The sequence below is a fragment of the Nostoc sp. GT001 genome (assembly GCF_030382115.1).
Lineage (GTDB): Bacteria > Cyanobacteriota > Cyanobacteriia > Cyanobacteriales > Nostocaceae > Nostoc.
In genome coordinates this window covers 2,123,596-2,138,066 of the sequence record NZ_JAUDRJ010000003.1, presented here as the reverse complement: position 1 = coordinate 2,138,066, position 14,471 = coordinate 2,123,596, and the positions used below count along the sequence as shown (strand labels likewise).

Below are 14,471 nucleotides of genomic sequence, written 5' to 3'. Positions count from 1 at the left end.
TTGAATGAATCATCTATCTGCACTGTTAAGGACAGTCACAGTTATCCGAGCGCGACTTAAAATCGCGTCGATTGTAGAAACGCTGTTATCAACCTGAAAATTTTTCTCCTGTTAACCGTTGATGGTCAAATCAGGAATATCAATACCGTCAATCGTCAGAGTTTTGTTGAGATTAATTGGACGATTAACACGTAGATGCTTCTACTCCAAACTTGTCGTCAGACATCCTCTTAGCAAGACTGAATGGAGTTGAATTGAATCGTATCTTGATCTTTAGCAGCCGCGTAGGCGTAGTCCGCACTTCGGCGCGCTCAGTGACCATCGTAGACATCGCTGCTCTTTTCAAACCAGCTTTAGCATCTGCGATATTCGATAAAACGATCGTATTTGGCATAGTAATTCCTCTGAACTTTATGCGTTGTTTTAGGTCAGGGGGTTGCCAAATCTGCATGGTAAAATTCACCCTTAACTGATAACTGGGGATTTAAAGTGAAAGCGATCAAAGTTAAATTGGTTGAAACTTTAGTTAGGTTGACCCTTGAACTTAAGGGGACTAATGTAACAACTTAGTTGAACCTGTTTTAAGCGGTGTAACTGAGCGTTGTGAACTTAATTAAAACTAACCTTTACAAATAGCACTTGATATCAGTGGATGCCCGGAATGTTGTAAGTTTTTTTACAACAAAAACGAAAAAACTATGGAGGTGTCTGGTGGAGTCAGTCCTTGAAATCGGCAAGAGGGAAGAGGGTTTTAGCGTAGTTCATCAATCTTTGAGATAGTTTGGTTTGATAACGCTAACTTACTTAATCTTCATAATATGAACACTGAAATAAACTCCAGAATACCTGTTGCTTTAACCATTGCTGGTTCAGATAGCGGTGGTGGTGCCGGAATTCAAGCTGATTTACGTACCTTTGCTTTTCACTGTGTCCACGGTACTAGTGCTATAACCTGCGTCACGGCACAAAACACTCTAGGAGTGAAGAGGGTTGATGCTATGCCAACAGAGGCTGTTGTGGCGCAAATTCAGGCAGTAGTTGAGGATATTGGCGTACAAGCTGCCAAAACTGGAATGTTGCTCAATCAGGAAATTATTTTTGCTGTTGCCCAGCAAGTGGAAGCTTTACAAATCAATAATTTAGTAGTTGATCCAGTAATGGTGTCACGCACGGGAGCACAATTGATTGATGATGATGCTGTAAAGACTTTATGCCATGCCTTGATTCCCAAAGCGGTGATGATTACACCCAATCGTTATGAAGCCCAGATTTTGAGCGGTTTACAAATTAATTCTTTAGAGGATATGCAAGCCGCTGCTGAAATTATTCACAAGACTTTAAAGACAAAGGTTGTTTTAGTCAAAGGTGGAGGTATGCAGGGAGATTTGCGTGGTGTTGATATCTGGTTTGATGGGGACAAGTTGGAAGTTTTGACTTGCCAGCAAGTAGAAACAAAAAATACCCACGGTACTGGTTGTACACTATCGGCTGCGATCGCTGCTAATCTAGCTAAAGGAAAAGATTTGTGGCACGCAGTGCAACAGGCAAAGGAATATGTGACTACCGCACTCACTCATGCCCTAGATATTGGCGAAGGGCAAGGCCCTGTCGGACACTTCTTCCCATTGTGGGGACTAGGGACTAGGGACTAGAGACTAGGGATTGGAGACTGGGCATTGGGGATGGGGACTAGAGAAAAGTTTTCTCAGTACCTCATCGTCAATGCCCAAATAAAAAATCTTTGCCCTTTCGGTATTTTTCTATTATTCTTGGGCATAGTTTCAGGGGTGACTATCTCTGTTAGCATCTCTGTACGATCTAATTACTTTGATTTTTAATACCAAGCCCCCGATGCGAACAACCATAGGTTCTGTTCACAGAAATTCGCCAACACTGAGTACTCAAGCCTACCCTCCCTCTGTACCACTATCTGTATACAGGGAATTGTCAACAGAGTTGCAAGCAGCACAGGCGAGGCTAAATGCACTCACCACCCAAAATCAGCAACTAACGCAAGAAAATCAACTATTACGCCAAGAAATTACCAAAGTCGTTGAGTCTTTTTCTCGTTTGCAAAATTTTGTGGATTCCCATGCTACAGCTAATTATCCCCAAGCTAGCCAAGTTTCTGGTGATGTTCAAAGTGCCGCCAAACAGCCAGTAACACAACCGCGTTCACCTCAGCAGGTTTCTCGTTCGCATCCATCTGTTGTGTCCAAACAACCAGCCGAAAAAAGCCGCCACCAAGACTTTTCTGCACCTGTAATGGAAATGAATTTTCCGATACCAGAACCAGTTTTGATAGAAGAGCAACAAGTCAGTTATTATTCCACTACTGAGCCAGATGTCAAGGGACTCAATGGCTGGTGGTTAATTATTACCATCTTGTTAATCATGCTGACTGCCTTTAGTGCTGGATATTTCGTTGTGCGTCCCTTGTTTGAACACCAGAAACGTTAGTTGACATTCCCACAGTCAGCAGCAGTAGCAGGCTTTCGGACTAGTGTATAATTTGGCTGCGATCGCTCTCTAAATATCCAAACAAATCTCCTAAATGGTGGAAACGATCTATTTTTAGGTTATAAAAGCTACATAAAATGCTAAATTGACAGCAACTTCTTGATGTTAGAACCTCAAAGATTATCCAATTAATAAATCCTTGCCGCTTTTTATGTCATAAACCCTCAAGTAAAGCACTCACACTTTAAAAAAGTTGTAATTATTACATATTTTTTAGGAAAAGCACCGCTAGTTACAGCTTCAGACAGCGGATCTGGTTAGATATATAAACGAAGCTAGTAGAAGTCAGGAGTAAAGAAGATGAAAAAAGTAGAAGCTATTATCCGCCCATTTAAGTTAGATGAAGTGAAAATTGCTTTAGTTAACGCTGGTATTGTTGGCATGACTGTTTCTGAAGTCCGGGGGTTCGGACGGCAGAAAGGTCAAACTGAACGGTATCGTGGTTCTGAGTACACCGTTGAGTTTCTGCAAAAACTCAAAGTGGAAATCGTAGTTGACGACAATCAGGTTGATATGGTGGTAGACAAAATTATTGCTGCTGCCCGCACTGGTGAAATCGGCGATGGTAAAATTTTCATCTCGCCTGTTGAGCAAGTGATTCGGATTCGCACTGGCGAAAAGAACACAGAAGCAGTTTAAAAAAGTTAAGAGTTAAGAGTTAAAAGTTATGAGTTGTGAGTCTGGACTAATAAATGAAGATTTAGCAGAATTCATAACTCCTAACTCCTAACTCCTAATTCTCTCTAGTTGCGGAAGTAAAGCTGTAAAAGCCTTGCCTCGATGGCTAATTGACCTTTTCAACTCCCGTGTCATTTCAGCAAAGGTCGATTGCAATTCTTGCACATAAAAAATTGGGTCATAGCCGAAACCACTGTCACCACGAGGCGCATGGAGAATTTCGCCGCGACAAATACCTTCAGATTCTAATACGATCGCACCATCAGGACGAGCGATCGCTACTGCACAAACAAATTGTGCTTGTCGATTTACTTCGTTGCCTAATTCTTTCAATAGCCTAGCAATCCGTTCTGAGTCGGTTTTGGCGTAACGTGCAGAATAAACCCCTGGTGCGCCATTTAGGGCATCTACTTGCAAACCCGAATCATCAGCAATCGCCCATTTTCCCGTAGCTTTAGCAATTTGTGATGCTTTTAGACAAGCGTTGGCGGCAAAAGTTTCGCCCGTCTCTTCAATTTCCAATTCTTCAGGTTTAAGGGTTAATTCCCAACCAGAATTTTCCAGGTAAGCTTGCATTTCCCGCAACTTACCTGGATTTCCTGTGGCTACTACAAGTAATGTCATGAATTACAAATTATTAGTTAGGAGTTAGGAGTGATGAGTTAGGAATTAATAACTCCTAACTAATAACTCCTCACTAATTTTACTCCGCCCACTGTTTCGCCCAAGCAAGAGTTTGATGCACTTGTTCAATTGTTGAGGCTTCGCAGTATAGCCGTAAAACTGGCTCAGTCCCGCTAAACCGAATCATTAACCAGCTTTTATCCGCGAGGCGATACTTGTAGCCGTCAATTGTTTGGCAATCAATCACTGCTTTCCCTGCAATTTCTGTTAAGGGTTTGGTTTGCAGCTGTTGCAAAAGACGCGATCGCACTTCCATACTTGCTAAGGGTAAATCAATGCGATCGTAAGATGAGGTAAACCCTGTTTGTTTCTGTAAGTAGCGATAATACTCACCTAAATCCAAACCAGATTCTACGATCGCCTCTAGGACGTACAATGCTGACAGCAGCGCATCGCGTTCGGGAATATGGCTACCATAGCCAATTCCTCCCGACTCTTCGCCACCCAGCAACACTTTTGCTGCTAACATTCTGTCAGCAATATATTTATAACCAACTGCTGTCTCAAAGACTGAGAGGTTATGTAGTGCTGCTACAAGGGGCATCAAGTCGGAACCACTAACAGTTTTGACTATTTCTCCAGTAAAACCGCGCCGCAGGGTTAAATGGTCGATTAATATCGGGATTAAGACTTGGGAACTTAGGAAGTTGGCTTCTCCATCCACTGCTGCAATGCGATCGCAATCTCCATCAAATACCAACCCCACTGTTAAACCTGATTTATCGGTTTCTCGGTGAGTCTTGATGACTTCAAATAACTTTGAAAGGTATTTAGGTAAGGGTTCCGGCGCACCGCCACCAAAGAGGGGGTCGCGTTCTGAGTTGATTTCTTTGACTTGATTGCCTAGTAGTCTCGCCAATCCAGTAGCAGCAGCGCCATGCATGACATCGGCAAATACCGTCAATTTACCAGATGCGATCGCTTCTCGAAGTTTGGCAATATCAACTTTACGTTCTAACGCTTGGGTATAACTAGGCCAAGGATCGAATTTCTCTTGCTTACCTGGGGTAGCTGCTAGTGGTACTCCCACCGCCAACTGCTCTTCTATCTCTTTTGTGACTTCTGGCGGTACCGATCCACCAAAATAACCCTTGACTTTTAAACCCAAATATTTACCAGGATTATGGCTGGCTGTAATTACCAGTGCCCCTAAAGCATTGAGTTCTTTTGCTGCCCAACTATAAGCTGGGGTTGGGGCATAGCTCTCGCTCAATAGCACATCAAATCCGACAGCACTGACAGTATCGGCAACAGCACGAGCAAAGTCTTCAGCCATGAATCGGCGATCGTAACCGACAATTATTGTCCGGCTACCCACTGTAGAAAAATATGTATCATATAATACTTTTGCGGCAACTGGTGCGACCAAGGCTAGGCGTTCAAAGGTGAACTCGTCACCAATAATGCCCCGCCAGCCGTCTGTACCAAACTTGATTGAGTTAGCTACAACTGGCATCTAAGTATCCTAACTGTCTACTTGAGGATTCTAGCATTTATACAGTGTGCAGAGTAAAAAAAGAATCTAGTAATAATATGTACTAATATTAGGGTGTTTCAACACAAAATTGAGCGAATTTGTGCAATGAAGGTGTCGCAGCTACGCCCATTGTAGACATCACTTTGATCCTTAATAAATAAATCAAACGACAAATCTGATTCTTACCTTTATTCATTAACTAAGGTTTTTGTCAAGACTGTTTTGAGATCCACTTACTTTCAGTTTCCCAGTTAATACCATAGCTAATGGTGTAATAAGTCGAGCTACTTAATGTATTTGATTTGTGATACAAAGTGTATTAATATCTGAATTTATTGCAAATGGTATCAAATATTAATTATGTCGGCTCATCGCTATGTAATAATTGCGTGTATAAATTATACAATTGCCTTCACTAATATTGGATTTGGAGCCGCACAAGCAACGGATCATCTTAATCCTAGTCCCAATCTCTTACAGTTTCCCTCTCGACCAGAAGAAGTTAAGATTCAAGGAAATAAGCCGATTACTCTACAGCAAGCTTTGGAATTAGCACGACGTAACAATCTTGAATTACAAGGAGTGTTATTCCAGGTAGAACGCAGTCGCGCTGCTTTCCGAGAGGTTGAAGCTGGCATGTATCCAGCTATTAGTCTGAATGCTGATTTGAGTCGTACTCAGTCTGCTTTTGGCCAGATTTATACAGAACAACAAGCTCAATTTTCATCTACTCAGAGATTGAGTCAAGATGAATCTACTACAACTTTTAATGGGAGTGTGCAGCTAAGTTATGGTCTTTATAATTTTGGGCTGGGTGCTTCCAGTAGAGGAGCAGCTCAAGAACAGGTGCGTCTAGATGAATTGGAAGTAGAGCGTCAGTCAGAGGAAATCCGCCTGAATGTCACCCTGGATTACTACAATTTGCAACAAGCAGATGAACAAGTCCGAATTAATCAGTCGGCTGTACAAAATTCGGAAGCTAGTTTGCGAGATGCAGAAGCTTTAGAAAGAAGTGGTGTGGGTACGCGATTTGATGTGCTGCGATCGCAGGTAAACTTAGCAAATGCCCAACAAGAACTGACTAATGCTAGATCCCAGCAGCAAATTGCCCGTCGTCAGTTAGCAACTCGGTTAAGTTTGGCGCAGTCGATTAATATCAGTGCGGCTGACCCTGTACAATTAGCTGCTCTGTGGCAGCCAACGCTAGAAGAAACTATTATATTAGGCTTTCAAAACCGACCAGAACTGAAACAACGGTTGGTAGAGCGGCGCATTGCTCAATTCCGGCAAAAAGTAGCACTTTCTCGACTGAAACCACAAGTAAGCTTAGTTGCTAGCTATGACCTGCAAGATGTATTTGATGATAGCACTAGTGTTCTCGATGGTTATTCGCTAGGAGTGCAAGCAACCTTGAGATTGTTCGATGGAGGAGTTGCAAAAGCTCAAGCGGCTCAACGGAATGTAGAAATTAGGATTGCTGAGACGCAATTTGCCAACCAACGCAATAATATTCGGTTTGAAGTGGAACAAGCTTATTCGCAATTGCAGTCTAATTTGAATAATGTGCAAACTTCTAGTATGGCTTTAAATCAAGCTAGGGAAGCTCTAAGTTTAGCGCGTTTGCGATTCCAAGCAGGTGTTGGTACTCAAACTGAAGTTATCAGCGCAGAAAACGATTTGACTAGAGCAGAAGGTAATCGAATTCAAGCTATTTTGGATTACAACCGTGCTTTAGCTCAATTACAACGAACTGTTACTTCCAGAGGAATACGTTGAATTTTTCACTTCATAAAGTAAACAGTAGTTTAGTGTCTGTTTATTTAAAATTAATATATGTAACTTTGACTCAAAAAATGGAAAATATTAGAGAAGACGAAAGCATAATTATGTGATTCATAAAAAATAACTCTATTTGTAATCAACTAAAATTTTAGGCTATAAAAAGGAATGCTGTTATCAATAAGTATCAAGATAAAAACTTTGTTTATTACAACTTTCACTGGAGCGACTCTACTATTAAATTTTTCCAGTGTAGCACAGACACCCTTAGCCTCTACTTCAGAGTCTTCTAGAATCCTGAAAGAAGCTCTGGCTAATAAAAAAATGAATTGGGGGCTCAGACAAGGCTCTCCTCCTATTAGCTTTCAAGATGATCATGACCGCTGGCAAGGTTTTTGCACAAATTTAATAGATTTACTTGATAAATATTTAAAAGAAAATAAACTGATCAGAGATAATGTCGATATAGTCAGATATCCCATCAGTCTTCAAGAAAGGTTTAAACATACTCGATATCCTTATGGTGATGATCTTCACCTTGCTGGTGAATGTGGTTCAGATTCTATTAAACAAGACGAAGTAGGGATTACGTTTTCCGATACTTTCTTTACAACTAAAACTTTATTTATAATCCGTAAATCTCAAAAAGATAAATTGTCATTTATAAAAAACAATACTCCGCCTAATTTTTCTAATAATTCAAAACCCAGAATTGGAGTTATTGATTCTAGCATAACATCTAGTAGACTTCAAAGTTTTTTTAATAACCTGATTTCAGATGTAAATATAGTCAAGATAAAAGGTGGTAGAGCAGGTGTTATTGATGCTCTGTTAAAAGAAAAAGTTGATGCAGTAGCTAGCGACGAAATTCTTCTAATCAGATTTTTAAGAGACTTAAATTTAGCAAAACCAAATGAATTTTATATTGATTCAGAATTAGTAATTAGTTACGAAAGTTATGGATTAATACTGCCAAGTGATGATAGCGAATGGGTAAAAATTATCAATAAATTTTTGATTGATAAAAAAGACGACATCCAAGTACTAACTAAACAATACATTACTATTCCTCTCATTCCTCCCCCTCCACCACCTCTATTTACCAAAGAATTGATATTTATTTTATTAATGATAATAGCAACATTATCTGGCTTAACGAGGGTAAGTTATATGTCTTGGGTTAGAAGACAAAATTCCCAATCAGAAAGAAAGCCTAATCTTGACCCAAAAACTCCTATATTTGCTAATGGTTATGCTTTACTTATTGGTGTTGGGGAATGTGCCTATCAACGTTTATCCTTACCAGTGACTGTCAAAGATGTTCAAGCACTCCATCAAGTTTTAGTTGACCCTAATTTCTGTGCATATCCTAATGACACGCAGCATGTTCGACTGTTACATGATCAAGAAGCCACACGCAATCAAATTTTGAAAGAATTGAACTGGCTTAAAGAACAGGCGGAAGATAACCTAGAAGCTACAGTGGTTGTTTATTATTCAGGGCATGGATGGTTTAGCAAAAGTCAAAACCGCTACTATTTGTTGCCACATGACACTGACCCCTTAGACCTTGAAGGCTCATCTTTGAGTGCAGAAGAATTCACTAATGCTTTGCGCCAGATTAAGTCTAAACGTCTCTTGGTTATCATTGATAGTTGTCATGCAGCAGGAATGGCGACAGCTAAAAAAGCTCCCTCTGACTTTGAGGAAATTCCAATTCCAAAGAGTGTGATTGATGATTTAAGTCAAGGTAAGGGTCGGGTAGTTTTTACTTCATCCCAAGGAGAGGAAAGTTCCTGGATTAGACCTGATGACGAAATGAGCATTTACACTTATCATCTCATTGAAGCTTTACAGGGAAAAGGCAATCAATTTCGTGAGGATGTTGTAAAGATTTCTCATTTGATGAACTATTTGAGTGATAAAGTACCCAAGAGTGCCTTAACTCTGTGCAAAAAAACACAGACTCCTTATTTCAACTTCGAGTCTGAAGACTTTTCTGTTGCTCGACTAAACGATCGCCGCTCTGACAAGACAACAGAGGGTCAAAAGTGATTAACTAATCAAGAGTTAGTCAAAATTTGTTTGTAAATTACCAGAACAACTTAACTGGCATTGTGCTGATGATTTGCTATTATCAGCGATCGCCCCATCTATACAAATCTCAATAATCCCAATATTTCCATATATAAACATTAATAATCCTTAATAGTTAATACTATTAAGGATTGTTAACATGAGCAAAAACTGCTCACAAACTTGATTTTTCCTTAAAAATCATCGAGAAACTGACTAAGGCGACTGATTACGGGGTCAACCTCTTGAGGAGGGGTAGCAACAGTATAAGAAGTATTATTTACTACTTCTAATTGAGTTGGAGACGGAACGAACGAGCGATCGTTGACTATGAGCGCCAGTTGTGCAACTTGTTGAGAAAGTTGCAGTAGATGATGTTCCATCGCCTCCAAACGATTAGATCCCTTGGCAAAAAAACGTTCCTCAAGTCCAGCCACTTGACGTTGCAGTTCACCGATTTGTTGATCAGTCGGTGTTGTTGCTGCTGTTTGTGGAGCAGGTTGTACAGATTCCGGTACACATAAAGATTGCCACAAGGCTTCTTTACAGAGGTCGCTGAAAGTCTTGTCTGGTTGTTTTTCCAAATAACTTTCTACTTGCGCTAACAAGCTTTCATCAGCAAGCTCTGGGTTGAACGTGACGGATTTAACTACCTTTTTTGACCATTGGAACATCAGCTTTATGCCCTAGCAGCGCGATTGGAGGATAATTGTGCCTCTCCATAAATATACTGCCCCAAAGCATTCGCCTGACGGGAAGGTGCTGCTAAATGAGCATTAATCTTTGCTTCCTTGAGTAGACGTTGAACGTCGTCCCAGAAGAACTCACCACCGCCGCCAGTCAGAATCACATCGGTGACGCGTTCTGGCAACCAAGCTAGCACACGGCTACAGATTTCGCGCGAAAACATCTCTGTGAGGTTGGGAAGAAAATCATCTAGGTTGGTGGGCTTGCTAGCGCCTTTAGGACGGTAAAAGCGTTCACCTCTGGGTTTGTTGACAGCGGAAATCAGGGCTAGAGATTGACTATCTGCTCCCTCGATTTCGGCAGACACCAATTCATAAAACTTATTCATCCCGAAGTCTTCGCTCTTAGAAGCACCTCTGGCAAAACGGAAGTTATCTACCATCAAAAGATCGACGGTTTGATGTCCAATATCGACGATCGCCACCGATATTTTTGTAAAATCGGGACTACCAGGGTTTTTCTTGGGTTGAGCTTCAGACCATAACAGGCTGCCGTAGCCTTCTGGCATGACCCATACCTTACTGACGTTCAGCGACACAGATTCGCCTCGGAAGTTCAACACATGAGGGCCACCTACTTGGCTAATCAACTGTGCTTTTTCTTTTTCAAATTGCTCTAAAGAAAGAAAAGGCAGACCAAGTACAACTGAGATATCGTCTCTGAGTTTGAAGTAGCCAGCACTTGCTAAAACTTTTACCAGTGCAGCTTCAACCTTAGATTGTCCGACTCCTAAATTCGCCCCAAAATCGGCTGCCAGTTGACCAACAGCATATCCATTTCCTTGATACTCCAGCCACAAATCCATTAAAGGGTCAGTAGCCCTGGCTTCAAAAACACCACCGCGTACTTGTTCTATTGACATCTGCTTGACGTTGGCAGGTACGAACACCACACTGCCGGGTTCACGACTCACACAAGTTTTTGTGGAAGTTCTGCCTAAGTCAACACTGAGAATAGTTTTCCCTGGAACATCNNTGGTTGGCTTGGGAGTATTATTAACAGCATTGATGGGAGTCGATGCCGACACCCTATTCATGGGTATAGCAGCAGCATTGATTGGGGTAGCGGCGGAAGGTTGGTCTGTCATGAAAGCTCCTAGTTCAAACTTAACTGTAAAAAGTTGTCATGCTCATCTTACAAAAATGCGAGCAACCAGAAATTCTAGGTTGCGTCAAGTGTAGCTAGAAATACGCCAAAAATTAATTCCGGCGATACCTCTGGTAAGCTCTGCCAACGCACATCTAGTATTATTTGGCATAGTGTAGGCGAATTTTGGCCAGATGTAACCCCTGCTTTCACTGCTTTCAAACCAAAAGCGTCCGTGTTTCATCTTCTAGTGCGTCTAGTGCGTCTTAGCTGGCGCTTGAATATCCAGAAAACAAATGCTAGAACCAAACCGCCAAGTACGATTTTAGATACAGGAGCAAGGTACTTGTCCACAAGTTCATACTGACTACCCAATGCGTATCCTGAGTATGTTAACAAACCCACCCAAGCAGCGCTACCTAATGTTGTGTAAACCAAAAATGGTAGCAGGGGCATATTGCTAATACCTGCGGGAACAGAAATCAAGGTGCGAATTCCTGGCACAAGACGACCAATTAATACCGCTGTTCTACCTTGTCGGTCAAACCACTTTTTAGCCTTGATGATATCTTTACTGGATATAGCCAGCCATTTGCCATACTTGTCAGCCCAAGCTTTCAAACGAGTTTCACCCAAGAACTTACCCGGATAGTACCAAATAAGTGCGCCCAATACAGAACCCAAAAGTCCTGCGAAAAATACACCAATAATATTCAGCTTTGCCCCTCCTGGTTGATATGGACTTGCTGTAAATCCAGCCAGTGGCATAATCAATTCTGAAGGAATGGGGGGAAAAAGGTTCTCTAAAAACATTAGTAGGGCGATTCCCCAGTAGCCAAAATAATTGATAGTATTAGTTATCCATTCAAGCATTGAGTTAATTCCTGAAATTGTTGGACTAGTCTTGGTGCTAAATTCAGCTTTAGCTTTTTTAAAGGGTAATTATTCCCGCTTGCTAGAGTCAAGGGAATTTGGCTACACTAAAAATTGGCATCACAACTGAAAAATAGAGTCAGACAAGTGGAAGCTAGGTCTCTGTTTCATTAATCTTGCGGGGCGATCAGATCCCCGACTTCTTCAAGAAGTCGGGGATCTGAAACCATTAGGTTTTATTTTCTAATTTTTTAGATCCCCCTTAGCCTGCTTTTTTAAAGGGACTAGGAAGGATCTAAAGATTTGATGGCAAATTTAAAAACATATTCTAGGTTTTCTGCTGAAGTTGGGGCTGTGGGGTAGCACGGAGAGAGAAAGGAGAAAATTTCACCTTGTCCCCCTCATCCCCCTCGTCCCTTCTTCTAGACTGTGGGAGTCAAAGATTGTACCCTTGGTTCCGATTGCCAGTCTAAGGGATTCCAAACTCGATCTTCCAGAGCCATCTGCTCAATTAAACTTGCGAGTCTCAGGGCTTTGAGAGCTTGTTCACCACCTACTGAGGGTTGATTGCCACCGTGTACACAGTTGACAAAATGTTCTAACTCTGCACTTAGTGGTTGAATATTGCTGGTGTAAACTTTTTCAATTACACCATCTTGCCTGTAAAGTACTTGTCGGTGGTCAGTGAGAGAATTGGCAGCCGTTTGGCGGTGAATCAAAATTTCATTTTTGAGAAAATCTGCCTCAGTAAATGAATTTTTGCAATGGGCGACAATCCGGCGAATTTTGCGGTGAGTGACTTTACTAGCAGTCAGAGTAGCAACAATACCATTGGCAAACCCCAAGGTGGCGGTTACGTAATCTAAATAACCAGAGTCCAAGGAGCGAGTACCGCTAGCAGTCAATTTTGTGACTGGGGAAGCAGCTAATTCCAAAAGTAGGTCGATGTCATGGATCATTAAATCCAGCACAACTGAAACATCATTTGCCCGATCTGAGTAAGGACTCATTCTGTGGGCTTCTAGCGCCAGTAATTCCTCTGTTTTTAGAACTTGGCTCAGTTCTTTAAAAGCTGGGTTAAAACGCTCAATATGACCTACTTGCAGGATACACCCAGACTCAGCTGCGGCATTTACTAAAGACTCTGCCTCAGAAATGCTGGCTGCGATCGGTTTTTCAATCAAAACATGAATTCCCGCTAACAGACAGTTGATACCCACGGCATAGTGCAGACGGGTGGGAACAGCTACACAAACTGCTTCCACAAGGGGTAGCAGATCGCAGTAATCTTCAAAAAAACGCACCTTGTACTTGCTGGCAGTTTCTAATCCTCGCTCGACGTTAATATCTGCCACTCCGACTAGTTCAACATCTTTCATTGAACTCAGCACGCGAGCGTGGTGTTGTCCCATGTTACCCACTCCAATCACGCCTATGCGGATTGGTCGTGGCTGGTTGCGCTGTGTATATAGATTCGGTTCTGCCACTGACATGCTATTTTGCACTATTATTCTCTCCTCAACCACCAAATTTAGAGACGCTACGGCCGTTGGCGTTTATACTCGAAAGCCGGTTACGATCCGTCTAAAACCATCCAGATGGTAACATAGAGCCTATGTTTATGAAGAATTTCAAAGTTTGTGATCGGTTCCCGTAATCCAAATATCTTTTGTATAGATATTTCGAGTTTGCTTTGGATTTTGCAGTTTCTACAAAAATATATGTATTTTTATTAACTTTAAAACTTTCAGTAAGACCTAAGTATAAATTCTCCTTGGCATTGCTTTCTGGCATTTTGTTAAGGTTTGATGCAGTAATTTGAAATCCAAAATTTGCAACCGAGATGAAAGCTGTAATTTTGTTATCTGGGGGATTGGACTCTTCCACAATTCTGTACAAAGCTCAAGCTGATGGCTGTGAATGTCATGCTATTTCCTTTGATTACCAGCAGCGACATCGACGAGAGTTACAGTCAGCACTCAGTGTTGCTCAAAAAGCTGCGATCGCAAAACATCAGGTAGTAAACTTTGACTTACGACAATGGGGCGGTTCGGCCCTTACTGATAATGCCATTGATTTACCCCAGGAGCGATCGCTAGATGAAATGTCTCAAAATATTCCTGTCACATACGTTCCGGCTCGTAATACCATCTTTTTAAGCTTTGCTCTTGGTTTTGCCGAAGCGATCGCAGCAGAGCGTGTCTATATCGGCGTTAATGCCCTAGATTACTCAGGATATCCTGATTGTCGCCCCGACTATATCCAAGCAATGCAGGAAGTTTTTCGCCTAGGAACTAAACAAGGGCGTGAGGGACAACCAATTAAGATTGTTGCACCCCTAATCAACCTGAAAAAAACCGAAATCATCCAACTGGGGAACCAATTGGGAGTTCCTTGGGAACTAACTTGGTCTTGCTATGCAGGTGGAGATGTCGCCTGTGGTGTGTGTGATTCTTGTCGCTTACGGCTAGCAGCTTTTGCCGAATTGGGACTTGTCGATCCTGTGGCGTATGCTTCTTGAAAAGTTAGGAGTTAGGAGTGAGGAGTTAAA

The 14,471-nt window shown here is 41.7% G+C and carries 13 protein-coding genes; 6 read left to right on the top strand and 7 right to left on the bottom strand.

The genetic code is table 11. The annotated features are described in order from the left end of the window. The first annotated feature begins 818 nt into the window (after positions 1 to 818). The 3 genes from thiD to QUD05_RS11985 all read left to right on the top strand — a co-directional run bounded on the left by thiD (position 819) and on the right by QUD05_RS11985 (position 3,159). Positions 819 to 1,652: a bifunctional hydroxymethylpyrimidine kinase/phosphomethylpyrimidine kinase gene (thiD, locus tag QUD05_RS11995; RefSeq protein ID WP_289796242.1), complete on the top strand. Its 834-nt coding sequence runs from the start codon at positions 819 to 821 to the stop codon at positions 1,650 to 1,652. A gap of 199 nt (positions 1,653 to 1,851) precedes the next feature. Beyond that, a complete protein-coding gene (locus QUD05_RS11990) occupies positions 1,852 to 2,460 on the top strand; it encodes a hypothetical protein (protein WP_289796241.1) in 609 nt (202 codons plus the stop codon). A 360-nt stretch (positions 2,461 to 2,820) separates the two neighbouring features. Then, positions 2,821 to 3,159: a P-II family nitrogen regulator gene (locus QUD05_RS11985; RefSeq protein ID WP_012410794.1), complete on the top strand. Its 339-nt coding sequence runs from the start codon at positions 2,821 to 2,823 to the stop codon at positions 3,157 to 3,159. Positions 3,160 to 3,246: 87 nt separating this feature from the next. Here QUD05_RS11985 and rdgB read toward each other — a convergent pair whose 3' ends face one another. Further along, complete coding sequence (rdgB, locus tag QUD05_RS11980) at positions 3,247 to 3,822, bottom strand: RdgB/HAM1 family non-canonical purine NTP pyrophosphatase (protein WP_289796238.1); 576 nt, start codon at positions 3,820 to 3,822, stop codon at positions 3,247 to 3,249. Positions 3,823 to 3,901: 79 nt separating this feature from the next. Further along, positions 3,902 to 5,338, bottom strand: coding sequence for a phosphoglucomutase/phosphomannomutase family protein (locus QUD05_RS11975; RefSeq protein WP_289796237.1), 1,437 nt, complete (start codon positions 5,336 to 5,338; stop codon positions 3,902 to 3,904). A gap of 381 nt (positions 5,339 to 5,719) precedes the next feature. Between QUD05_RS11975 and QUD05_RS11970 the strand changes: the two genes are divergently transcribed. Both QUD05_RS11970 and QUD05_RS11965 read left to right on the top strand, forming a co-directional pair. Continuing rightward, entirely contained in the window at positions 5,720 to 7,135 is a 1,416-nt protein-coding gene (locus QUD05_RS11970) for a TolC family protein (protein ID WP_354666126.1), read from the top strand. Positions 7,136 to 7,306: 171 nt separating this feature from the next. After that, a complete protein-coding gene (locus QUD05_RS11965; RefSeq protein ID WP_289796236.1) occupies positions 7,307 to 9,193 on the top strand; it encodes a caspase family protein in 1,887 nt (628 codons plus the stop codon). A 15-nt stretch (positions 9,194 to 9,208) separates the two neighbouring features. Here QUD05_RS11965 and QUD05_RS11960 read toward each other — a convergent pair whose 3' ends face one another. The 5 genes from QUD05_RS11960 to QUD05_RS11940 all read right to left on the bottom strand — a co-directional run bounded on the left by QUD05_RS11960 (position 9,209) and on the right by QUD05_RS11940 (position 13,425). Continuing rightward, a complete protein-coding gene (locus QUD05_RS11960; protein ID WP_289796235.1) occupies positions 9,209 to 9,334 on the bottom strand; it encodes a hypothetical protein in 126 nt (41 codons plus the stop codon). 74 nt (positions 9,335 to 9,408) lie between these two features. After that, positions 9,409 to 9,888, bottom strand: a complete 480-nt coding sequence (fcmC, locus tag QUD05_RS11955; protein ID WP_289796234.1) for a filament morphology membrane protein FcmC — start codon at positions 9,886 to 9,888, stop codon at positions 9,409 to 9,411. A gap of 5 nt (positions 9,889 to 9,893) precedes the next feature. Beyond that, positions 9,894 to 11,048 carry a filament morphology actin-like protein FcmB gene (fcmB, locus tag QUD05_RS11950; RefSeq protein ID WP_289796233.1) on the bottom strand — a complete coding sequence of 385 codons (1,155 nt, stop codon included), beginning with the start codon at positions 11,046 to 11,048 and terminating at the stop codon, positions 9,894 to 9,896. Positions 11,049 to 11,287: 239 nt separating this feature from the next. Next, positions 11,288 to 11,920, bottom strand: a complete 633-nt coding sequence (locus QUD05_RS11945) for a DedA family protein (protein WP_289796232.1) — start codon at positions 11,918 to 11,920, stop codon at positions 11,288 to 11,290. 422 nt (positions 11,921 to 12,342) lie between these two features. Then, positions 12,343 to 13,425 (bottom strand): Gfo/Idh/MocA family protein, encoded by a 1,083-nt coding sequence (locus tag QUD05_RS11940; protein WP_289796231.1) that lies wholly within the window; start codon positions 13,423 to 13,425, stop codon positions 12,343 to 12,345. Between the two features lie 338 nt (positions 13,426 to 13,763). On the opposite strand from QUD05_RS11940, the gene queC reads away from it, so the two are divergent. Next, positions 13,764 to 14,441 carry a 7-cyano-7-deazaguanine synthase QueC gene (gene queC, locus QUD05_RS11935; protein WP_289796230.1) on the top strand — a complete coding sequence of 226 codons (678 nt, stop codon included), beginning with the start codon at positions 13,764 to 13,766 and terminating at the stop codon, positions 14,439 to 14,441. Positions 14,442 to 14,471: the final 30 nt, after the last annotated feature.